Below are 24,787 nucleotides of genomic sequence, written 5' to 3'. Positions count from 1 at the left end.
ACCATATAACACCGAATATAAACAACCTATGATGCAAATTTCACCCGAAACTCAGCTCTTTATCCGCCAACATCAAACGGACGATATACGCATTCTGGCCCTGCAAGGCAGAAAATACCCAAACGTAGATATGCCGACCGCCATCACACAGATAGCAGGAAGGCAAGTAGCAGCCGAAAAAATTCCATCATGGAAAGAAATAAACGATATATGGTATCCAAAGCATTTGTCACTGGAACAATGTTCCTCAGAAGTCACCGCCCACTACAAAGCAACTCTTTTAAAAGGCAATTCTCTGACAGACTTAACCGGAGGATTCGGGATTGATTGTTCTTTCCTTGCTGCCAAATTCCAGTCCGTTACTTATGTGGAACGCCAGAAAGATCTCTGTGAAATAGCAATACATAATTTTCCTATTCTGAATTTAAAACATATTGATGTAAGAAATGAGGATGGAGTAGATTATCTGAATGCCATGTCTCCGGTAGACTGTATCTTCCTCGATCCTGCCCGTCGTAACGGGCACGGAGGAAAGACAGTTGCCATCTCCGATTGTGAACCTAACGTAGCCGAACTGGAAGAACTCTTATTGAAAAAAGGCAAGCGAGTCATGATCAAACTTTCTCCCATGCTCGACCTGACATTGGCATTAAAAGAGTTACAAAGTGTGCAAGAAGTTCATATCATATCCGCCAACAATGAATGCAAAGAATTACTATTGATACTTGGACAAACACCGGCAGATGAAATACCCATCCATTGCATCAACCTCTATACAAAGGGAATGCAGAAGGAACAACGCTTTGTCTTCACCCGTGAGGAAGAACAGCGCAGCAAATGCAGTTACACTAATACATTGGAGAATTATCTCTACGAACCCAATGCCTCGCTCTTGAAAGCCGGAGCTTTCCGCATCATCACTTCTGCATTTCCTGTTAAAAAGTTGCATCCTAATAGTCATCTTTATACTTCCGATACTTTGATCGGAAATTTTCCCGGCAGAATTTTTCACATCGTCAACCAGTGCAGTTTTAACAAAAAAGAAATAAAAAAGGGACTTGCAGACCTAAAGAAAGCAAATATTACAGTACGCAATTTTCCGGCTACAGTTGCCGAACTCCGTAAACGCACCAAACTTATGGAAGGTGGGAACACTTATCTATTTGCCAGCACCTTAAACGATGAACAGAAAGTACTGGTTCTCTGTGAGAAAGTCTGAGTCATGCAATAGAAGCATTATAACATGACTTCCTCCAGCATGATACACATCAACAGATTGTTGTGGAAACAATGAAAGGTTCCGGATAGTCTGTTTTTTCAAGTATTTTACTGAATATTCCGGAATATAAAATAGCCTCATAAACAACAGTTCACGAGGCTATTTATATTTATTTTATAAGCGCATACATTCTTATTACCGAAGTATAACACTTAGTTTGTTCTCCGAAGCTATATCCGAGCTATTGCCATACATAACTTCGTATTTTCCGGGCATAACACGCATTGTATTTGTAACCGGATCAAAGAATTCAAATGTAGCTGGTAAAAGATCAATGGATACTACACAAGACTCTCCCGCCTTTAACGGTACCCGGCGGAAAGCCCGCAAACTCTTTACCGGTCCCTCCATATCATCCACCTTACGGACATATACCTGAATGACTTCAGCACCATCGCACTTCCCTGTATTCTTCACATTGACTTTAAAATTTAAATCCTTTCCGGCAGATATAGATTTCTTATTTAGACGTCCTTTAGATATATCAAAAGTAGTATAACTCAATCCATATCCAAAAGGGAACAAAGGAGCTTCTACCATATATCTATATGTACGGTTTTTCATGCTGTAATCTTCAAAATCCGGCAATTGGTCCGTACTTTTATAAAAAGTAACAGGCAGTTTCCCACTCGGATTAAAATCTCCAAACAGAACGTCTGCCACAGCCAATCCACCTGCTTGTCCAGGATACCACGCCTGCAAGATGGCATCACATGACTCCATTTCAGGAACCAATGCTACTGCCGAACCGGAACAGTTGACAAAAACCACTTTCTTACCTGCTTTCTTTAATGCTTTCAGAATATCCCGTTGCACCTGCGGAAGTTCAATCGAGGTGCGATCGCCACCAGAGAAGCCGGGACAATTTACAAAATGTTTTTCTTCTCCTTCCAAATCCGGTGAAATACCACCCAAAAAAATGACAATATCCGCGTCCTTTACTTTATCAACAACCGTTGCAGCAGGGATCTGCCGATAAATACCTAAATCAAACTTCAACAAAGCCTCTGCACCTGCCTGCATATACTCTATTTTTATTTTATAGTCCTGCCCTGCTGTAGCTTTCAATGTATATTCTCTTTTTGCACTGGCATGTTCTCCCCAATAATCAATTACCTTACTGCCATTCACATATACCCGATAACCATCATCTCCCTCAATAATTAATGTATAATTACCATCCTTCTTCGGACAGAAAGTACCTTCATATATTGCTGTGAAGTTGTATAATCCGACTCCTGTAGCAAATACAGTATGGCCACCGTTACTCAGATTAACCGGAGAAGTGTATTGCTCCGTAGCAGCCACATCCCCACTCATGTTCATATTATTCCAATAAGTAGCGGTTAAGCCATGATATCCCTTGTTGGAAATCTCATTGAAGTAAGAATCAAAAACCTGATTCTCCAATAATTCACATCCTTTTTCGTAAGGAACGTTACCAACTTTATTGCGTATTCCCTCCAGAATGGTATATGTATGCGAAGGTACTCCTTTATAATTCCCCCATTGCATGACTGAATCTACGGCATTGGGTCCCATTACGGCAATACGCGTCGATGTTTTTGCCAAAGGAAGTATACCGTTATTGTGAAGCAATACCATTGATTTGCGTGTTATGTCCAAAGCCATTTGTCTGTGCAAATCGCAATCTACAGTGTCGATACCGATTTTACTCCAAGCAACAATGGAATCTGGGTCCATCTCACCCAAGGCAAAACGAGCCTCTAGCAAGCGGCGCAAACTGGTATTTATACGTTCCTCCGTAATCAAACCTCTCTTTACAGCCTCTTCCAGATGAGCATATTCGACACCACATTCCAAATCCGTACCATTAATCACAGCAGAAGCACTAGCATCAGCTGCATCTTTATGCGTTCCATGACGGTCTTTATAGAAAAAATCGCTGATAGCGCCACAGTCGCTGACCACCAGATGCTTATATCCCCATTCATCCCGTAGGATTTGCGTCAGCAACCTGTTACTGTCACAACAAGGTTCTCCCTCAAAACGCTGATAGGCACACATTACTTCCTTTACATCTGCTTCTTGCACAAGTGCTTTGAAGGCAGGCAAATAAGTCTCCCACAAATCACGAGGAGAGAGATGCTCTACGTCGAAAGAGTGACGCTTCGCTTCAGGACCACTATGTACAGCATAATGCTTAGCACATGCATGAGTCTTATCATATGCAGCATCTGCCGGTCCTTGCATGCCCTTTACTACAGATACTCCCATCCGAGTAGTCAGATAAGGATCTTCTCCAAAAGTCTCCTGCCCCCGGCCCCAGCGCGGATCACGGAAAATATTCACATTAGGATTCCAGAAAGTAAGTCCCTCATTTCCACACCCATAGCGGTTACGACGATGTGCGTCGTGGAATTTAGCACGTCCTTCATCACTCACGGCTGTATATATCTTTTCGATAGCTTCATCATCAAAAGTAGAGGCCATTCCCATCGTTATCGGAAATACTGTTGCCAGCCCATTGCGGGCAACACCATGTAATCCCTCGCTCCACCAATTGTAAGGAGCAATCCCCAGACGCTCCACCGCATTAGAAGAATTTTGCATCAAGCCAATTTTCTCTTTTAATGTCAACCGCCCCAACAAGTCATCTGCACGTTCTTTTGGAGACAACTGGTGATTCTTATAAGGTTCATTTTGCGCCAAAGTACCCACCAATGTAGCGATACTCATACTCAAAGTCAATAGTACTCTTTTCATTTTGTCCGAATTAGTTGAAGTTTTATTTATTCTATCAGTTCTGTAATTCTCTGTTATATATGACATTCAAACCATTGCCTACAAAATACAATAAGTATGATCAAAAAGCGACCGAAGTTTCCATTCAAACATTAATACATAACTTGAAATAGAGATTAGTCATAAATTTAGCACAAAAACAGTAATCATACAAAACTTTTTCCCAACTTTTTTATCATCAGACTAATTATATGAATCAAAGTTTATTGCTATAAATTTTAGAACCTAATTATCGCTATAAGTATACAACTTTCTATTATATTATTGTTTTTTAGTGACTCCGAGCATCCTGTCTTAAAAGAGAGACTCATGAAATCATGTATAGAACATATCCCTATCAATAATCGAAAAAGGAAGATAAGTATCCCTTTATATAGTATCAAAAAAGACAAGAAAGAATGGTCTATCCCAAAAGGATAACCTCATTAAATGGTCAAACAATTCATATTAAAAGCAAATGATTTAGCTATAAAGTTCTGATAAACAATCCTTATTATTACAACTAAAATGAAAGAAGTGACAAAAGAATTTCCCATCCCCGTTTAACCTTGTCTTTCAGAAACTTCAAAGCCTTGCTCATATGTATTTCTACAGTCTTCTGACTAATACCAAGTCTCTCGGCTATCTCTCTATAACTCAGATTCTCTTCACGACTTAACAAAAAACATTTTCTCTGTTGTTCAGGAAGTGAGTTGATTAACTTATCAATGAAAATCTTTAGTTGAGAAGCACAATAATCTTCCTCCACACTAGTGGAGTTATAATAACTTTCATGTCCAAAAGCTGATAAAACAGAAGTTTTAAGAAGATTCTCATTTACTTTCTTTTTATGCCTATTAAATACAATGTTTCGGGTAACAATAAAGAGAAAGCCCTTAATATTTTCATCTTCTTTCAATAAATGCCTTGATTCCCATAACTTCACAAACACATCCTGAACAATTTCCTCTGCATCAGCAATTGTAGTAATATACAACCGACTAAAGTCATACACCTGACTCCAATATTCGTTATACAAATTTATAAATGCCTGATGATCACCATCTTTAATCGCTAACACTCTTTCTACTTCGTTCATAGTTGCGTATATATTAGTGGCTTCAAATCTACACATTATTTAAAAGAAGCAAAAATAAAACACATTTTTTTTATAACAGATAGGGGTAAAAGCTAAATGAGAAGTATTTAGTATGTAACCAGAATCAATGATTACCATTATTATTAAACTATAAAGACATGGATTCAATAGAACTCATTAATATTATAAAAAAGATGTTGGCTGATAACCTGACGACTTCTGCAAGAGAACAACTTCTCGATGAGAAGCCTATGATAAACTTCCAATCTCAACAATGGAAGAAAGCACCAAAGGCTCACATACAAGATAATGTGGTTTCTCAAAACATACTTAATAAGATTATGGTTAAATGCCGGAGTGAAAAACAGCCTATATTAAAAAATAGAAAATACTATCACATCGGGTATTCCATTGCGGCCACTGTCGCTCTCTTCATTGTCGGCTTCTGGATAGTTAATAATGTTTCATCATCTTACATCAACATCAGTGCTCCTGTGGATGATAAACTAGCAATCACGCTACCAGATAGTTCAGAAGTATGGCTCAACGCAGCTTCTCAAATCCGTTATCACAAGTCATTCCTAAACAACAGAGAAATCTTTCTAGAAAAAGGAGAAGCTTTCTTTAAAGTGAAGAAAGCTCATGGAACACCTTTCAGGGTCTATTTTCATGAATCGCATATCGAAGTAACCGGCACCGAATTCAACATTAAATCTGAAAATATAGAATCTGAAATAACCTTATTTACAGGATCTATTATATTTCAGGCTGAAGAAGGAGGAAAAGAACTACCGATGAAACCAGCTGAACACATCGTATACAATGCCCATACCAAATCAATTGTATGTACAAATATAGATATCAATGAATATGACTGGCGTTCAAACAAATATCGTTTTACTGATAAGCCATTACAAGAATTCATTGAATTCATCAATCGCTCTTACCATGTAAACATCATCATCAAAGAAGAAAAACTGAAGAAATTAAAGTTCAACGGAACGATACATAAAAATGAGCCGCTTACTGATATCATAGAAAAGATATGTATCAGTCTGGACTTAAATGAAAAACAGGAAAATAACAACATCATATTATTTTAATACATATCAGAAAAACTAATAGTTTATTATAATTCACTTTAACCTTTTTAGAAACATGAAAAACATGCATTTTAGTGACAGCATACTCAGATATGCCGTTCTATTGATTTGCTTCCTTCCAATGGCTCTCCATGCCCACAGTGCGCAAGGAAAGAGGATCATTCTCAAAGGTCAGTCCATCACCATGCAACAGGCTATTCAGTTGATTGAAGAAAATAGCCAGTACACGTTCTTTTTTAAGTCCGGTGTCATCACTAATGACGAAAAGAAAGATTATGATTGCGAAGGAGATATCAACGAAGTATTAAAAAAAGTATTTAGTAACAGTGGTATCGACTATGTCATAAAGAATAATGAGATTATTCTTAAAAGTGCAAAGTCAGATGAAACCCAACAGCCCAAACCAGGAGCGAAGAAATCAGAAATCGTAGGTGTAGTAATCGATGCTAACACGGGTGAATCAATTATTGGAGCTTCTGTACAAATTAAAGGAGCTGCAACAGGAGTGATTACTAACATTGACGGAAAATTCACGATTATGGCTAGTCCGTCGGATGTCATTATCATTTCTTATGTGGGTTATACCCCAAAAGAAATCAAGATTGGTTCACATAAAGTATTGTCAATTGAGTTGATTGAGGATGCTAAACAGCTGGAAGAGGTAGTTGTTACAGCCTATGGTACCGGACAAAAGAAAGCCAGTATGGTCGGTTCAGTTGAAGCGATCAAACCGGCAGAATTAAAGGTTCCATCCACCAACTTGTCTACTGCATTTGCCGGACGTCTGGCGGGTGTTGTCGCAGTGCAGCGCAGTGGTCAGCCAGGTGCTGACGGTGCCAACTTTTGGATTCGTGGTGTCTCTACGATGAATGGAGTTACTGATCCGCTGATTATTCTGGATGGTATACAGGTAAGTTCAAGTGACCTGAACAATCTTGACCCCGAAATCATCGATAGCTTCTCCATTCTGAAAGATGCCACAGCAACAGCTATGTATGGTACTCGCGGTGCCAATGGTGTAATGATTGTGACAACTAAGTCGGGTATGAACCTGGATAAGCCAATCATAAACTTCCGCATGGAAGGACAAATATCCCAACCAACCAGCACACCGAAATTCGTAGATGGTGCTACATACATGGAACTTTTCAACGAAGCCGTCAATAATGATAACAGCGGTGATGTACTCTACAGTAACGAAAGGATTGCAGGAACGCGTGCCGGACTAGATCCGTACATTTATCCAAATGTAAACTGGTATAACGAACTGTTCAAAGACGTTTCTTACAGTGAAAAATTCAACTTCAACATCCGCGGTGGTGGAAAACGGGTAGACTACTTCTCCAGTATCTCTATCAATCACGAATCGGGTATGCTGAAAAATCGTTCAAAGGACTTCTTCTCATACAATAATAATATTGATGTGATGCGCTACAACTTTCAGAATAACATCAATGCCAAATTGAGTAATAGTTCTAAATTATCATTGCGTCTGAACGTACAGTTACGCAACATGACTACTCCCAATCAAGGAGTAGGAGCAATCTTCAGCAATGCCATGAATACATCGCCTGTTGAATTTCCGGTCTATTTCCCGGATGACGGTGAAACTCCTTATATCAAATGGGGAGCAACAGAGCGTGTGAATGCCGACTACCAGACAAACCCGGTGGCTCAGGCCGCTACAGGTTACAATAAGTCATTTGAGAGCACAGTGATTGCCGCCTTGGAATTCAATCAGAAACTAGACTTTCTGACAGAAGGATTAAGCCTTAAGGCGTTAGCTTCATTCAAGAACTGGTCAAGCTCTACCAACGCACGCGCCGGTAAATGGAACAGATTCGCATTGACAGGATACGAAGAGGACGGTAATGGCGGCTATACCTATACTACCAGCCGCATCGGAGACGAATTCCAGACAGACTTGACTGCAACCAATTCAACTTCCGGCGACCGCCGTTTCTATTTAGAAGGAATGCTGAATTATAGCCGCACTTTTGACGAACATGATATCAATGCAATGTTTATCTACAGCCAGGACGAATATGTAAACAATGTACCGGGCAACGGAAACTTCATCGGTTCATTACCCAAACGCAAACAAGGAGTTGCAGCACGTGCTTCTTATGCTTATGCAGGAAAATATATGGCTGAAGTGAACGTTGGTTATAATGGTTCGGAAAACTTTGCAAAAGGACATCGTTTCGGTCTTTTCCCATCTGTTGCCGTAGGTTACAACATCAGTGAAGAAAATTTCTTCAAACCTTTGAAAAACACAATCAGTAAATTAAAACTACGTGCTTCATGGGGATTGGTGGGTAACGACCAGATTAGCGATGCACGTTTCCTCTATATGTCTCAAATCAATTTAAGCGGAAAAGGATTTACCACAGGTGTCAATCAGAATGTAACCTACAGCGGTCCGGTATATCAACGTTATGCCAACGAAGATATCACATGGGAAGTTGGAGAAAAGATAAATTTCGGAGTTGACCTACAATTATTCCGTTCTCTTGATTTAACATTCGACATCTTCCGTGAAAATCGTCGCGACATCTTCCAGGAGAAACAAACCGTACCAACTTATATGGGTACGGCATCCACCAAAGTATATGGTAACTTAGCCGCTATGCGCAACCAAGGATTTGAACTGGCAGCCAGCTATAACAAACAGTTCAACAAAGACTGGTTCGTCAGCTTTAAAGGAACTTTCACCTATGCACATAATGAAATCACCAAATATGATGAGTCTCCCAAATACCCTTGGCAGTCAAAAGTAGGGGCGAGTGCCAATATGAATGCCATCTATATCGCTGACGGGCTCTTTATTGACAGTGAAGATATTGCACACCATCAGCAACAGCTGGGCTCAACGATCGTTCCGGGTGATATCAAATACGTAAATGTATCAAGAGACTGGTACGGATATGACGACAATCTAACTGATACAGACGACTGGGTATGGGCAAAATATCCAAGTGTACCTGAAATTGTATACGGTTTCGGTCCATCTATCAAATGGAAGAATCTGGACTTCTCCTTCTTCTTCCAGGGAGTAGCCAAAACGTCTTTCATGGTGAAAGATATGCACCCGTTCGGCGATAACTCATTGCGCAACGTACTTTCATGGATAGCAGACGAACGCTGGAGTCCGGACAACCAGAATACCAATGCGACTTATCCGCGTTTATCTAGAAAGACCAATGCTAACAATACAAAGTTGTCTACCTACTGGCAACGTAACGGAGCTTTCCTAAAATTAAAAAATGCAGAAATCGGCTATACTCATAAAAATATGCGTATATACATCAGTGGCTCCAACTTGCTAACGTTTGCCCCCTTCAAGCTATGGGACCCTGAACAAGGTGGCGGTAGCGGTCTTTCATATCCTACCCAGCGCGTATTCAACATTGGATTCCAAATGACTATTAACAACAAATAATACCTGAGAAACATGAAAAAGCATATTTTATATTTACTGTTCTTCTTGTCAGTAATGGGATTGAATACTTCCTGTAACTACCTGGACATCGTTCCTGATGAGACAGCCACAGAAGCAGATGCTTTTGCAAACCCACGTGCGGCATTAAAATATTTGTACTCATGCTACGGTTACCTCCCCCAATCTAATATGGTTCAGGGATGTATGGACTTCACCGGAGATGAGACTATCAGTCCGTTTGCCGAGACTTACGTAAAATTTGCAGAAGGTTCTTACGACTCCAGCAATACGATTATCAGCTACTGGAATACACTGTTCCAAGGTATCCGTCAATGCTACCTATTGAAAGCTAATATCAGTTCTGTTCCTAACATCAGTAAGGACGAAATAGACCTTTATACAGCGGAAGCAGACTTCCTGATTGCTTACTTCCACTTGTTATTGATTAAATGCTACGGGCCGACTGTCTTGGTAAAAGAACTCCCGGCACTCGATACACCAGCAGCCAACATGCTCGGACGCCGTCCTTACGATGAATGCATCGATTGGGTAGCCAACTTGTTTGATGATGCTGCTCAAAGACTGCCTGCTACACGTAGCACTGCTGATTATGGACGAGCCACCAGCGTTGCTGCAAAAAGCCTGAAAGCGCGTATGCTGCTTTATGCCGCCTCACCGCTATTCAACGGAAACCCTGACTATGCAAATTTCAAGAATCCCGATGGTGAGCAATTACTGTCAACCACTTATTCGGAAGAGAAATATAAGCGTGCCGCAGATGCAGCATGGGAAGCGATCGAACTGGCAGATGCTGCTCATTATAAACTTTATGAATCAACTTCCGTCAGCACCTCTTATCCGGAGCCAAATGATCTGACACAACGTAGTTTACGTATGACCTTCATAGACAAAGAAGACTACGGTGAAGTGATCTTCGCTGAAACCCGCAAGGCCGGAACCTACAGTATCCAACGTAAATCGATTCCCTACTTCCCCCGTGGTTCATGGAATGGTATCGCCCCCACTATCACAATGATCGACCGGTTTTACACAGCCAATGGATTGCCGATTGATGAAGATCCGGAGTTCAACATTAACAACAAACTGGACATCGTGACTATCCCGGATGGTACCACTTATGCTGTACCGGGAAGACAAACGCTGTATATGCATATGAATCGCGAGCCCCGCTTTTATGCATGGGTTGCTTTTGAAAACGGTTATTATGAATGCCGTACTACTGAAGAAAGATATGCGTATAGTAGTTTCTGGGGGGCCAAAGCTTCAGATGACAAATGGATAACCGGCTTCTTGGCAACAGAAAACTGCGGCGTCAGAGCCGATGACGGAAAAGTCGTTACTGCTGCCCGTAGTCAGAACTACTCTAAAACAGGATATCTGAACAAAAAAGGAGTGCATCCGGGTACAGAAGCTAACATCAACCAAGTAGAACCGACCATCGAATACCCCTGGCCTATCATTCGTCTTGCCGAACTTTACCTGAATTATGCCGAAGCTTGTGTAGGATACGGTAAAGAAGGTTATCCCGAAAAAGGAATGGCCTATCTGGACAAGGTACGCAAACGCGCCGGACTTAAACCCGTATTGGAAAGTTGGGCAAAGGCCAAACAGCCTTTGACAAGCTACGACGGTCAATGCGGTCCTGACGGCAGAGTGATGAAAATTGTCAGACAGGAACGTATGATCGAGCTTTATCAGGAAAATCATAACTTCTGGGATATTCGCCGCTGGAAAATGGGAGAAACCTATTTCAATGTCAAAGCACGTGGCCTGAACATTCTTGCCGAGAGATTGGAAGACTTTGCCAAGATTGTAGAGATACAGGACAAACGTACATTCGATGCTCCCCGTCAGTATCTGATGCCTATTCCTGCAGGTGAAGTCAGCAAAAATCCAAACATGGTGCAGAACCCGGGTTACTAATCAATGATGAATAACAACTATAAAAAAACAATCTGATTATGAAAAAGATACTTATGGCGATGTACCTTATCGGAGGGTTGGCCATGCTTTTCTCCTGTAACGATGACAGTTCATCGTATCCGACACCCAGCGACATCGACAATCTGAAAGCGACTCCCGGTCCCGGACAGATTACTTTGAGCTGGACGACGCCTGCCGATGAAAACCTCTATTATGTACAAGTAGAATATAGCATCGAAGCAACCGGTAAATCGTACAGAAAACAAGTCAGCCAATATGCCAGCGAACTGGTGATAGATAACCTGTTACAAAAATACGGTGAAATTGACTTCACCGTACAAGTCTTCAATCGTGGCAATACGGCAGGGCCCAGCCACCAAATAACGGCTCAGGCTGAAAAAGCCAGCCCCACTTTCGGCACTCCTGTGAAACTGACACTGGATGGTAAGAAGATATGGACCAATGCCCCCTTCCCTACCCGTCCGGTAACGGCTTTGGTAGATGGAGATATTACAAACTTCTTCCATTCTCAGTGGCAAACGACAGTGGCAATGCCTCATTACCTCGTGATAGACTTAGGAGAAGAAGTCAGTGCTATCAAGTTCCGTTCAACCAATACGAACCGTCCGGCAGACAGCTCGTGGAAAACGATTAATTTATATACGAGCGATGATTACAATCCGGCCCAATGGTTTGATGGTGTGAAATTTATAAATGGAGACAGTGTTGATATCTCACAGGCAGGCACTCATAAGGAAACCACTTTGACGGAACTTCCCGACGGAACAAGTGAAGTATATAATTCCGAAATAATCCCTTTGTCAAAACCTTCCCGATATCTTTGGTTTGAAGTGACAGAGACTACTAAAGGCACCTCCTATTTTGCACTGGGAGAATTGGAAATCTACAAATGTTCAATGGTCGTACCGGAATAAAAACACAAATGAAGAAATATACACTGCTTTTCTTTCTACTATCGTTTCTGCCATGCCTGTCTACGGCATGCTCTGACGATGACGGCTCTTCAACCCCCAATTTAACCGTTGGAAAAGAGACAGTTGACTTCAATTGTGAGTCCGGTAGCCAAAGTGTAGTTATCACTACCAATGTGGATACCTGGACAGTCAAATCAGATAAAAATTGGTGCCACCCGTCAGCAGACGGGAAGGCACTAAAAATATCTGTAGATGAAAGCGAGGAACGGTATGTGCGCAAAGCAACTGTTACCGTCATAGCTGCCGACCAGACGAAGACAATCACCGTACGCCAGTTGGGATACGAACCTGCCATTCTCGTTGACCAGCCCAGCTTTGAGGTAGGGGTGATCGGTGGAGAAATCCAGTTTGACGTGACGACAAATGTAGAAGTAAAATTCACTTTGCCTGAATGGATTACTGAGAGACCTGCCAGCCGCGCACCAGCCACAGTTACCACTACACACACTTATGTGGTGAAAGCGACCGTACTTGACAATCAGCGTCACGGCAACATCGAAATAACAGAAGTACTACCGGCCATTGATACCAATACCGAACAGGCAGAGCCTGTGAACGCATTCGTATCTGTTACCCAAAAAGGACTCAACGAATTTGCCGAAGGCAACGGAGAAGATGTAAAGGGCGACATCAAGATTAAAGTAGTAAGCGGAACGGCTTCTTCTTTTCAACCCGGCAGTGACATCGAGAAATCTTTTGACGGAGATTACTCGACACTTTATCATTCCAGCTGGAGTAATGGTGCAGGCAACTATTTCCCCATCACACTAACCTATAATTTTGAAACAGTCACAGATATCGATTATTTGATCTACCATCCACGCAGCAGCGGAAACAATGGCAGATTCAAAGAAACAGAAATACAATATTCAGTAGATGGTCATACATTTACCAAACTCTTAGAAAAGGATTTTCAAGGTTCAGCTACAGCAAGCAAAGTAACATTCGACCAAACGATACAGGCGAAGTCTTTCCGCTTCATCGTGAAAAGCGGTGCCGGCGACGGACAAGGATTTGCTTCATGCGCCGAAATGGAATTCTACGCAAAGAATCCCGTAAACTTTGATTATTCGACTCTATTCACAGACGCAAGTTGCAGTGAGCTAAAAAACGGTATTACGGAAGACGACATTGCGAAGTGCGAATACCCATTCTTTAAGAATATAGCTTATTATATGATTAAAGGTAAGTATCCCGCAGAATTCCGTATTAACGAGTTCAAGGCATATCCTAATCCGGATATCCAGTCGGCAACCCATAAGACAAACCCTTATAGCCAGCTGGACAATCCAACCGGAATATCAGTCAGGGCAGGTGAAAGCCTGATTGTTCTGGTGGGAGACACACACGGCTATGACATCGGACTGCGGGTACAGAATCTGGATGCGCCCGGGAATGACGGTTTTGGTGGAGTGACCTACTTACTGAATCAGGGAATCAACAAGCTTACTATCAGCGAGCAAGGGCTGGCATACGTGATGTACGTCACGAATACTCTGGACGATCCGGGGGTAACTCCTGTCAAAATTCATTTTGCTTCGGGAAAAGTAAACGGCTACTTCGACTCACAAAATCCGGAACATACCGGACGTTGGTCGGAATTGCTCAACAAAGCAACCAACCGGTATTTCGATGTACTGGGGAAATATGCCCACCTCACTTTCGAAACGAGCGACCTCAAAACGTACGCAGGCTCCAAAGGAGATGAACTGATAGACCTCTATGATAAGATCGTATACAGTGAACAGCAGTTACTGGGATTGGAGAAATACGACAAGATGTTCAGGAACCGGATGTACTTGAATGTTATGTATCACTCCTACATGTATGCAACAGCCTATCACACAGGTTACAACCGGACAACAATGAACGAAATCTGCAATCCGGAAAGGCTAAAGACAAGCGGTTGCTGGGGACCTGCCCATGAGATAGGACATTGCAACCAGACACGTCCGGGAGTGTTGTGGGGCGGTAATACGGAAGTGACGAACAACATCATGTCCGAGTATATACAAACGACCATTTTCGGCCAGCCATCCAGAATACAGGTCGAAGACATGGGACTTGTCTACAGAAACAGATACTCCAAAGCCTGGAGTGGAATTATCGCTGCCGGGAGCCCGCATGCCGATTTCCAGAATGTAGGGAATAATGCCAACGATGTATTCTGCAAACTCGTTCCTTTCTGGCAATTAGAACTCTATTTTGGAAAAGTACTGGGCAGGACTCCGTTACAACAAGCAGACAAAGGAGGTTTTTATCCGGAAGTATATGAATACGCCCGGAATAAAGACTACACCGGAATGAGTCACGGAGAGATTCAACTGGACTTTGTATATGCCTGCTCTAAGATTTCCGGCATGAACTTACTTGATTTCTTTACCAAATGGGGATTTCTCACTCCGGTTGATAAAGAACTGGATGATTACGGGAAAAAGCAACTCACCGTAACACAAGACATGATAGACGCCCTCAAACAGAAAGTAAACGCACTGGGAGGTACCCAGCCGGATGTCGCTTTAGAATACATTTCGGATAATACGTACGAACTGTATAAAACGAAACCCGCCATTATAAAAGGAGAGAATGCTACTCATTCTCCCAAAACATTTACGGTAGGTTCCGGCGATAATGCCGTCACTTATAACGGTGAGACGATCACCATAAAGAACTGGACCAATGTAGTGGCTTACGAAGTGAAAGATGAAACGGGTAAATTTGTCCTCATCTGTAGCGGTGAAAACACTCCTTCGTCAGTAGACACATTCACGATTCCGGTTCGCTGGAAAGAGGGATTCAAACTAAGTGCCGTTTCTGTTACAGGCGAACGTATAGAGATTCCAATGAATTGATCGTATCTCAGATACATTCAATATAACTATTTATCGGGTTAGGTATCGAAGGGTGTCCGCAAGCGGGCACCCTTCCGTTTATCATAATCATACGTAATACAATCGTAGCACATTTGTTACGCGTTCTTCAATCAACTGTAAAGAGCAAGAAACGTCAAGCCTCTACTTTTGCAGCAAATAATTAACGCACGCCAACATTTATGAAACGATTTCTCAGATTAGTCTCTTTGACCCTTTTAATCATGAGTACAAGCGGAAACACTTTTGCAGAGGAAAAAGTAAACGCAGCCAAACAAGGCACGATCCGCGGACGCATAGTAGACACTTCCAAACAAATCCTTCCGGGAGCCTCCATTTACATCGAAAAATTACATACCGGAGTGACAAGCGACGTCAACGGTTATTATACATTCGCCAACCTTACGCCGGGCACATACACAGTAAAAGTCAGCTATGTAGGTTATTCTCCCGTCGAAATGAAAATCACCATTCCGGCAGGAAGAACACTCGAAAAAGACGTAGTACTCAACGAAGGACTCGAACTACAGGAAGTAGTGGTAGGCGGTGCTTTTCAGGGGCAACGCCGCGCCATCAACTCACAAAAGAACAACATGGGAATCACCAATGTCGTTTCAGCCGATCAGGTCGGCAAGTTTCCCGATTCCAATATCGGCGACGCACTCAAACGTATCAATGGCATTAATGTACAATACGACCAGGGTGAAGCCCGCTTCGGACAAGTTCGCGGTACCTCCGCCGATCTTAGTTCCGTGACCATCAACGGCAACCGCCTCCCTTCTGCGGAAGGCGACACCCGTAACGTCCAGCTCGACCTCATCCCCGCCGACATGGTGCAGACAATCGAAGTGAACAAAGTCGTTACCTCGGACATGGACGGAGACGCTATCGGCGGCTCCATCAATCTGGTGACGAAAAGCACGCCTTACAAACGGATGTTCAGTGCTACAGCGGGAACCGGCTACAACTGGATCAGCCAGAAAGCTCAGCTGAACCTAGGATTCACTTACGGTGACCGATTTTTCAATGATAAATTAGGAATGATGGCCGCTGTCTCCTATCAGAACGCACCAGTAGGATCGGACGATGTGGAGTTTGAATATGACGTCAACAAAAAAGGTGAAGTAGTCATGGTGGAAGCGCAGAAACGCCAGTACTACGTGACCCGTGAGCGCCAAAGCTACTCCCTGGCTTTCGACTACGACATCAACCCGAATCACAGACTGACCCTGCAAGGTATCTACAACCGTCGCCACGACTGGGAAAACCGCTATCGTGTCACCTATAAAGACTTGGATAAAACGGGACTGGACGATGAAGGAGATATGCAGCAATCCGCCCAGATCGAGACGAAAGGAGGAACACCCAACAACAGAAACGCACGTCTGGAATTACAGCAAACAATGGATCTCAGTCTGAGCGGTGAACATCAGTTTGGAAAGCTGTCCGTCAACTGGGGAGCCTCTTATGCCCGTGCCAGCGAAGACCGCCCGAACGAAAGATATTTCAGCCTGAAACAAGACTTCCTCGGCTTTACTGTCGTAGATGCCGGTGACCGTTTCCCTTACGTAACAACGGATGTCAACCTCCACAATGGAGAAATAGACGGTGAAAGAGGCAAATGGAAAGTGAAAGAACTGACCGAAAGCAATCAGGAAATCTATGAAAAAGACCTGAAATTCAAAGTTGACTTCGAACTTCCGCTGACAAACGGCATTTATGGCAACAGCCTTAGATTCGGAGCCAAATACGCTTCCAAGACCAAAGACCGGAATACCCTCTGCTATGATTACGCAGATGCGTACAAGGATGCTTTCGACAAAGATTATATGAATAACCTCACCAGCCAGATTCGCGACGGATACATGCCGGGAGACCAATATAAAGCAACCGACTTCGTATCCAAAGAATATCTGGGATCACTCGACCTCAGCAGTCTGGAAGGGCAACAAGTGCTCGAAGAATCCTCCGGCAACTACCACGCCAGAGAAAACGTAACTTCCGCTTTCTTCCGCTTCGACCAAAGCTTAGGAAAGAAGATAAAAATGATGGCAGGCCTGCGTATGGAAGCCACTCACATCAAATACAACGGCTGGAACTGGAATGTAGCCGACGACAAAGAGGAGACAGAAACCCTCGAACCTACCGGAAATCATAAAAACAGCTACATCAACTGGCTTCCCAGCCTCTTATTCAAATACGATGTGAACGATGACTTAAAGCTCCGCGCTTCCTTTACCGAGACACTGAGCCGACCGAAATACTCCGCGCTGATCCCATGTGTCAACATCAACCGCAGTGACAATGAACTGGTTATGGGTAACTCCGACCTGACTCCGACCATCTCCTACAACTTCGACCTTAGTGCTGATTACTATTTCAAAAGTGTCGGTCTGGTGAGTGCAGGTGTATTTTATAAGAAGATCAATGACTTTATCGTTGATCAGGTAATCGGTGACTACACCTACCAAAACAACGAATACAAGAAGTTCACCCAACCCAAAAACGCCGGCGACGCCGATCTGCTGGGAGTAGAACTGGCCTATCAGCGTGACTTCGGATTCATCGCTCCCGCACTGAAATGCATCGGTTTCTACGGTACGTACACCTACACTCACACCCGAGTGAACAACTTCAACTTCGAAGGTCGCGAGAACGAAAAAGACCTGTCTCTGCCGGGATCACCCGAACATACAGCTAATGCTTCCCTCTACTTCGAAAAGAAAGGCCTCAACGTACGCCTCTCCTACAACTATGCTTCAAGTTTCATCGACAAAATGGGAGAAGTAGCAGCCCTCGACCGCTACTATGACGCAGTAAGCTACATGGACCTGAATGCCAGCTACACATTCGGAAAGAAGATAAAAACAACGTTCTATGCAGACGCTACCAATTTGTTGAACCAACCGCTCCGTTATTATCAAGGTACCAAAGACCGTACCATGCAGTCGGAGCACTATGGTGTAAAGATTAACGCCGGTGTGAAAGTCAACTTCTAACGACTGGAAAGAAGACAGCATCCGTTCCTTTAAAAGGAACACCCCGTTGGTTTAAAAGGAACGGGGCGTTGGTTTAAAACCAACGGCACCTTCCTTTTAAACCCAAAAAACAGAGAATCTCACAGCGATAAGAGACATAGTTATAAATCACTAATAATCAAACTAATATGAAAATAAAAAGCTTATTCATTCTTCTATTCCTTTCCGCCTTTACATTCATCCATGCACAGATAACGGATTACTCCATCTTTGACAAGAAGTTTAACTTTTACATAGCCAATGATTTAGGCCGCAACGGCTACTATGACCAAAAGCCAATCGCAGAACTAATGGGCACGATGGGTGAAGAGATCGGTCCCGAATTTGTATTAGCTACCGGAGATGTTCACCACTTCGACGGAGTACGCAGTGTAAACGACCCTTTGTGGATGACTAACTACGAGCTCATTTACGCTCATCCGGAACTGATGATCGACTGGTTTCCCCTCTTAGGCAACCACGAATATCGTGGAAGCACTCAGGCGGTACTGGACTACACGAACATCAGCCGCCGCTGGTCGATGCCCGATCGTTACTACACCAAAGTATTCGAAGAAAAAGGTGCTACCATCCGCATTGTCTGGATAGATACCACCCCGCTGATTGATAAATACCGCGAAGAAAGTGATAAATATCCGGATGCCTGCAAGCAAGATATCAGCCAACAACTATCCTGGTTGGAATCCGTACTGGCAAATGCCAAGGAGGACTGGATCATCGTAGCCGGACATCACCCTATCTATGCCTACACTCCGAAAGAGGAAAGTGAACGTCTTGATATGCAGAAACGGGTAGACAGTATTCTGTGCAAGCACAAAGTAGATATGTATATCTGTGGACATATCCACAACTTTCAGCATATCCGTGTGCCGGGAAGCGATATCGATTATGTAGTCAATTCCGCCGCTTCCCTCGCACGCCAAGTAGAACCCATCGAAGGTACCAGATTCTGTAGCCCCGAACCGGGTTTCTCCGTCTGCTCTATCGACAAGAAAGAGCTTAATCTGCGTATGATAGATAAAAAGGGAAATGTACTTTATACAATTACCCGTAAAAAATAAGTTCTCTTATAAAGAAAATTCTACTCTCACTGAAAAAACACACAACAAAGAGCGTCTCCTTCGTGAGGAAGGGGGCGCTCTGCTTATTTATAGTAACCCTTTATTCCAGCAGATGAAAAGAAAATCACACAATCAAGCTTATGTTACTCAGGTTTGTTACTCTGATTAGCTGTATCCGCAGGGTTACTCTTACTTAAATCATCCTTAGGCATTGTCGTAGCATTTCCGTCACGAACAGCCATATAATGCGGAGACATGATCTCAATTCCCGCTTCATTAAATCTATCCTGGATATTCTGATATAAATCCGAATAAATCTGTGACATCTGATTAGCATCCCTGATATAAGCATTAATCTGATAAACCGGATACCAGTCTTCCAGCGAAGTCTCCAGCACAAACGGACGCGGATCGTCCACCACTCCGGGAGTGTTCAATGCCGCATCAATCAATAACGGATTAACCTTTCGCCAAGGTACATCATACCCGATTGACACTTCAGCATGAATGATCAGACCATATTCACGCGCTGAAGTGCTATAGTTCACCGTATGCGATGACATCACAAACGAATTGGGAACCGTCACCACTTCATTCTTCGGTGTACGGATACGGGTCACCAAAGGAGTCTTTTCTATAATATTCCCGACGGTATCATTCAATTTAATCCGATCGCCCATCTTGAACGGACGCATATAGGTGATCACCAGTCCTGCAATAATGTTACCAATCACCGTGCTTGAACCAAGTGAAACAATCAACCCGACAAAAACCGAGATTCCCTGAAATACGCCTGAGTTGGACTTCGGCAAATAAGGGTAAATCATCGCGATCATAAAAGCGTAAAGCAAAAAACGGATAATATGAAAAGTCGGCATTGCCCAATCCGAATAAAAGCCGTTAATCTTCAGACGTCCCGCCTCTATTTCACGTGCCAGATAGAGAACAAGGCGTACCAGGTATTTTACCGCATACCAAATAACAATAATCGTAAATAAGTTGGGAATATAATCGATAATACCAACAAAGATGCCCTTAATCGGATTCCAGATGTAACCGAGTAAACGATAGGCAAGCCCCTCCGTCTGCGGGAAAATGATAAAAACCAACGGTACGGAAAACAGCAACTGCAATCCCATGAGAATATAGCGCCCGATACCTGCCAGAAAGACTAAAAGATTAGCTTGTTTCTGCGCATCCAGCAATTCGTATCCCTGAATGGATACAGGTTTTATTTTTGTATCTTTCAGCCGCAGGATGCGTACCTTCAATTTGCGGAACAACCAGTTCGTCAGACGGAACAGAAAATATTGCCCTACTATCACCAACAGAAAATAAAGAATACGTTTCACCATACGCCAGACGCTATGCTCAGCCTTCATTTCATGCAGTTTGGTGATCACATTCTGTTGTCTCCCTTTAGCAAGGGAATCACGGGAAATTCCTTCCCACAAAGCGTCCTGATCGGTAAGGGAGAGCAATACCTTATTGCCGTACATCAAGTCGGACACAATATCCGAATGGTCTATGGATACGGAATCGGGACGGAGATTAAAGCGCTTTCCCAGTTCCTCTATGGCGGCACCAGTCATTTGGGCACGCTGTTGAGGGGTATATCCTCCACGTTTTGTAAAAAGATAGAATAAAGTATCTCCTTCGGCAATGACAGGCACTCCTTTAGTGAATTGACGCAAAGAATCAATCCGTTGCCGTTGCTGGGATACCTTCACCGAATCGGCGGCAAACATCTGAAGTTTCATTTCTTCCATCTCCAGACGCATGTTTGCTTCATTGAGACGTGCCTCTTCCAACGATTTCTGCAGATTTGCCACACGGACAGAATCCGAATCCCGGTGCAAAGTTACCGGATGGGTTGCTATTGTATCTCCAGCGAAAATATTCTTCACAGCCTGTTCCAGTTGCGCCTGTACATTCACTGCAAGAAAGGCCATTATCAGCAGCAATACAAACCGTTTTATTTTTTTCATATCCATATAGAAAGATTCCAAGTTAGTAAATGAAATATAATTTCACTTTTTAATAAACATGGCAAACATACGGATTGTTTTTGACATATCCATTCAAAAAACGGTATAAATCCATACTGTTGAGTTTGGATTCATACCGTTTCTCTGAAAGATTATCCCAAAGTACTATTTTGCCATGTTTCTAAATCTCGGTCAGCTCAAGTACCCAACTTGCATATTCACGTTCCAGTTGCAGCTCGATACCGGTATTCATAAGCAATGCCCCCGAGAATACGCGATCATTCAAGAAGCAGGGATTGGCTCCCGGAGCCACGTTCAGCTCACGAATCTTATAGTTCTTTTTCGGGTCGAGTCCTGCCATACGAATACGCGGCAGAAGCTGGTTGACAAATTGCTCCATCTTATAGACAAAGAATACAGCACGGCTCTTATCCTCCGTGGCATACATCATCGAAGTCACCCCCTTGCGGTCGTAAGGAGATATCAAACGATAAAGGTCACCATACTGTATCACAGGACGGATAGACTTATAGGTGGCAATCGCCTTCTTTGAGAAGTCTTTTTCTTCATCGGTCATATTCTTTGGCTGGATCTCCATTCCCAAACGACCGGTCATCGCTACATCAAAACGGAATTTAAGCGGCACCACACGTCCCGTCTGATGATTCGGAGAAGCACTGACATGTTGTGCCATCGCAATAGAAGGATAGAAATAAGAAGTACCCCACTGGATAAACAAACGTTGCAAGGCATCAGTATTGTCGCTGACCCAGAACTCATCAAAATAAGGCATTACTCCATAGCTGACACGTCCGCCACCGCTTCCACATGCCTGAATCACTACATCCGGATATTTAGCACGAATCCGTTCCATCACTCTGACCAGACCACGGTGATAATCTATATAGATATGCGATTGCTTGTCCTTCGGCAAATAAGAAGAACCGTAGTTCAGCAATTCGCCGTTTGCGTCCCACTTGATATAAGCAATATCCGGATAGTTTGCCAATAGCGTATCGACTACATGAAAGACAAAATCCTGTACTTTCGGATTACATAAATCGAGTGCCACTTGCGTACCGCCACGACCACATGACAGTTCACGGCTTCCGGCACGCAATACCCAGTCGGGATGATTGTCAATCAGCTCACTCTTTGTATTCGTAAACTCCGGTTCGATCCATATACCGAATTTGATTCCATATTTCTTAGCCGTATCGGTCAGCCCTTGAATACCATTAGGCAGCTTTTCCGTATCTACCACCCAATCGCCCAACGAAGAGTTGTCATTTATCCGGCGATATTTCCTGCCAAACCAGCCATCGTCCATCACAAAAAGCTCACCTCCCATAGAAGCAATGTCGTTCATCATCTGGTCCATCTCAGGTTCTTTAATATTCAGATATACACCTTCCCAACTATTGAGCAGGATATCCCGTGGCTTGTCGCAACCGTGAACCATACCTGCACGTGCCCACCGATGGAAATTACGGCTGGCACCGCCAATACCTTCCTGCGAATAAGTCAGCGCCAGTACCGGAGTAGTGAATACTTCTTCCGGTTCCAGTTTATACTCGGAAGCTTCTTCATTCATTCCGGCAAAAATACTGTGTACAGATCTGCCGAACGTATCATCCATATCCACTCTGATCTTAGTACGTCCGCTCCAGCAAAGTGCTGCACCAATTACACGGCCACTATTTTCCTGCGGCTTGCCATCAAGAGAAAACATCACTTCCGAATGATCACCCAACCCGTTGCGGATACCATCCATATTCTTAATCACTTTCATTCCGGAAACCAACGGCTCACTTTCAAGCTGTGTCTCAGCTCCCCAATGTCCGTGCAAAGAAGATATCCATACATCCGCGCGACGAATCAGAAAATGACCGGAGTCAAAGCGTTTAAGTACCACCGCCTTTTTCTCGTTGTGAGACACCTCCACCCATGTTTCTATCATATCTATCTGCTGATAAGCCTTATAGTACATTTTTACAGTGAAAGGATATACACGGTCTTTCATCGTAATCACAGTCAGTATGGCATCCTTCACCGGATTCTGTTCGACCTTGTCGACAACTAAATCCAGTGTCTGATTACCATCAGCATGCACCGCATGGAGTGCTGATATTTCATAAGTGGAAGTACCGAACACCGGATAGGCCGGACGATGAAAGCCTGCCCAGGAATCAAACACCTGGTGAATCTGATTTTCTTCAATCCGCTCTCCAAAGTAAGAAAAACGAAGTTGCTGCCCCTCTGTGGCACTTGAAATAACGTGAGTTCGATATAATTCAAAACAATGTAAGTTGCCTGTCCTTGATAAAATTCACATCAATGGCAGGCTTCTTTTCAAAGAAACAGTACACAGCAATAGCTGAAAGAGCATTTGCTATAAAGTTGTTGAATGAACGGTGTCTGGAATGTTCAATCTGTGCAATATTTTTCAATTCGTCATTAACAGTTTCAATCAATGCACGTTTGCGCAATAAAATCTTGTCTGCTACAGTCATCAATGAATTTTTTCATATTATTTTTCACTTTGGTAAGCAATTGAATACCATTCAAGAACAGTTTTTCAAACAGTGCCTAACCGATATATCCTTTGTCGGCACAAAGCTTTCCTTTGATATTCTTCAAGAAATTCCCTTGTTTCAATGGTTCCCTGTCATCCACGTTTGCAGGAGTGAACATGAAATTCAGGATTTCTCCCTTGTCATTGATTATTAGATGGAGTTTGAATCCGAAGAACCATCTCATGGAGCACTTTCCACGGGTAGCCAACCCTTCAAAAGTCTTGTGTATCAGTATCCGTTGGTTACGGCATACACGAAGCGGGGTGGAATCCACGAAGCTGATACCGGTACATGTACCTAAGAACACTTGCTTGATGAAGATGGTCAGCGGCAAAAGAACTTCTTTTTCCAATTCCACAAAACGGTTGTAAGATACACACCGGGGGAAAAGATGTGTCAAATGTCTGCAGACATATTCCTTGTAATAATGCTTGAAACATCTGAATCCTCCCGAATGGAACAGAATAAGGATAACCATTATTTCAGCATCATTCATACGGTTCGGTTTGTTCCGATGCGTATGAGTCGTATCTTCGAACATATATTTTTTCTGTTACAGCGTAAATTCCTTGCAGAAATCATCTGCCATACAATAAATCTCTGTAAATTTAGCCTCTGTGAACATAGTGGTAATCGTTTGAATGTTA

12 protein-coding genes and 1 pseudogene are annotated in these 24,787 nt (G+C 43.0%); 8 read left to right on the top strand and 5 right to left on the bottom strand.

Annotated elements, in window-relative coordinates; all coding sequences use genetic code 11:
- The first annotated feature begins 28 nt into the window (after positions 1-28).
- Entirely contained in the window at positions 29-1,219 is a 1,191-nt protein-coding gene (locus tag BLW31_RS15335) for a THUMP-like domain-containing protein (RefSeq protein WP_010535772.1), read from the top strand.
- Between the two features lie 195 nt (positions 1,220-1,414).
- Here BLW31_RS15335 and xyl3A read toward each other — a convergent pair whose 3' ends face one another.
- Complete coding sequence (gene xyl3A / locus BLW31_RS15330) at positions 1,415-4,006, bottom strand: xylan 1,4-beta-xylosidase (RefSeq protein ID WP_029425112.1); 2,592 nt, start codon at positions 4,004-4,006, stop codon at positions 1,415-1,417.
- Positions 4,007-4,547: 541 nt separating this feature from the next.
- On the bottom strand, positions 4,548-5,123 hold the full coding sequence (locus tag BLW31_RS15325) for an RNA polymerase sigma-70 factor (protein ID WP_010535774.1): 576 nt from the start codon (positions 5,121-5,123) through the stop codon (positions 4,548-4,550).
- A gap of 158 nt (positions 5,124-5,281) precedes the next feature.
- On the opposite strand from BLW31_RS15325, the gene BLW31_RS15320 reads away from it, so the two are divergent.
- The 7 genes from BLW31_RS15320 (at position 5,282) to BLW31_RS15290 (ending at position 19,576) form a co-directional block, all read left to right on the top strand.
- On the top strand, positions 5,282-6,226 hold the full coding sequence (locus tag BLW31_RS15320; RefSeq protein ID WP_022301245.1) for a FecR family protein: 945 nt from the start codon (positions 5,282-5,284) through the stop codon (positions 6,224-6,226).
- Between the two features lie 64 nt (positions 6,227-6,290).
- Positions 6,291-9,668 carry a SusC/RagA family TonB-linked outer membrane protein gene (locus tag BLW31_RS15315; RefSeq protein WP_010535776.1) on the top strand — a complete coding sequence of 1,126 codons (3,378 nt, stop codon included), beginning with the start codon at positions 6,291-6,293 and terminating at the stop codon, positions 9,666-9,668.
- Positions 9,669-9,680: 12 nt separating this feature from the next.
- The gene (locus BLW31_RS15310; protein WP_010535777.1) at positions 9,681-11,612 is read left to right on the top strand and encodes a RagB/SusD family nutrient uptake outer membrane protein; all 1,932 of its coding nucleotides are present in this window, start codon (positions 9,681-9,683) and stop codon (positions 11,610-11,612) included.
- Positions 11,613-11,650: 38 nt separating this feature from the next.
- On the top strand, positions 11,651-12,547 hold the full coding sequence (locus BLW31_RS15305; protein ID WP_010535778.1) for a DUF4959 domain-containing protein: 897 nt from the start codon (positions 11,651-11,653) through the stop codon (positions 12,545-12,547).
- Positions 12,548-12,555: 8 nt separating this feature from the next.
- Positions 12,556-15,459 (top strand): M60 family metallopeptidase, encoded by a 2,904-nt coding sequence (locus BLW31_RS15300; RefSeq protein WP_022301247.1) that lies wholly within the window; start codon positions 12,556-12,558, stop codon positions 15,457-15,459.
- 200 nt (positions 15,460-15,659) lie between these two features.
- Positions 15,660-18,476: a TonB-dependent receptor gene (locus BLW31_RS15295; protein WP_022301248.1), complete on the top strand. Its 2,817-nt coding sequence runs from the start codon at positions 15,660-15,662 to the stop codon at positions 18,474-18,476.
- Between the two features lie 167 nt (positions 18,477-18,643).
- Positions 18,644-19,576, top strand: coding sequence for a metallophosphoesterase (locus BLW31_RS15290; protein ID WP_010535781.1), 933 nt, complete (start codon positions 18,644-18,646; stop codon positions 19,574-19,576).
- Positions 19,577-19,719: 143 nt separating this feature from the next.
- On the opposite strand, the gene BLW31_RS15285 is transcribed toward BLW31_RS15290, so the two are convergent.
- From BLW31_RS15285 to BLW31_RS15275, 3 genes and pseudogenes are all read right to left on the bottom strand, one after another.
- Entirely contained in the window at positions 19,720-21,570 is a 1,851-nt protein-coding gene (locus tag BLW31_RS15285; protein ID WP_022301250.1) for a mechanosensitive ion channel family protein, read from the bottom strand.
- 175 nt (positions 21,571-21,745) lie between these two features.
- A complete protein-coding gene (locus BLW31_RS15280) occupies positions 21,746-23,893 on the bottom strand; it encodes an alpha-galactosidase (RefSeq protein ID WP_074759608.1) in 2,148 nt (715 codons plus the stop codon).
- A pseudogene (locus BLW31_RS15275) lies at positions 23,859-24,765 on the bottom strand (IS982 family transposase). Before BLW31_RS15275 ends, BLW31_RS15280 begins: the two are co-directional and overlap by 35 nt.
- Between the last annotated feature and the right edge of the window lie 22 nt (positions 24,766-24,787).

The organism is Bacteroides faecis MAJ27 (genome assembly GCF_900106755.1).
In the GTDB taxonomy this organism is placed as follows: domain Bacteria; phylum Bacteroidota; class Bacteroidia; order Bacteroidales; family Bacteroidaceae; genus Bacteroides; species Bacteroides faecis.
This window is presented reverse-complemented; position numbering and strand designations above follow the sequence as displayed.

Coding starts and splice junctions, on each gene's coding strand:
- BLW31_RS15285 (WP_022301250.1), bottom strand. CDS start 21,570: ATGGATATGAAAAAAATAAAACGGTTTGTATTGCTGCTGATAATGGCC.
- BLW31_RS15335 (WP_010535772.1), top strand. CDS start 29: ATGATGCAAATTTCACCCGAAACTCAGCTCTTTATCCGCCAACATCAA.
- BLW31_RS15305 (WP_010535778.1), top strand. CDS start 11,651: ATGAAAAAGATACTTATGGCGATGTACCTTATCGGAGGGTTGGCCATG.
- BLW31_RS15320 (WP_022301245.1), top strand. CDS start 5,282: ATGGATTCAATAGAACTCATTAATATTATAAAAAAGATGTTGGCTGAT.
- BLW31_RS15310 (WP_010535777.1), top strand. CDS start 9,681: ATGAAAAAGCATATTTTATATTTACTGTTCTTCTTGTCAGTAATGGGA.
- BLW31_RS15300 (WP_022301247.1), top strand. CDS start 12,556: ATGAAGAAATATACACTGCTTTTCTTTCTACTATCGTTTCTGCCATGC.
- BLW31_RS15295 (WP_022301248.1), top strand. CDS start 15,660: ATGAAACGATTTCTCAGATTAGTCTCTTTGACCCTTTTAATCATGAGT.
- BLW31_RS15290 (WP_010535781.1), top strand. CDS start 18,644: ATGAAAATAAAAAGCTTATTCATTCTTCTATTCCTTTCCGCCTTTACA.
- BLW31_RS15315 (WP_010535776.1), top strand. CDS start 6,291: ATGCATTTTAGTGACAGCATACTCAGATATGCCGTTCTATTGATTTGC.
- BLW31_RS15325 (WP_010535774.1), bottom strand. CDS start 5,123: ATGAACGAAGTAGAAAGAGTGTTAGCGATTAAAGATGGTGATCATCAG.
- xyl3A (WP_029425112.1), bottom strand. CDS start 4,006: ATGAAAAGAGTACTATTGACTTTGAGTATGAGTATCGCTACATTGGTG.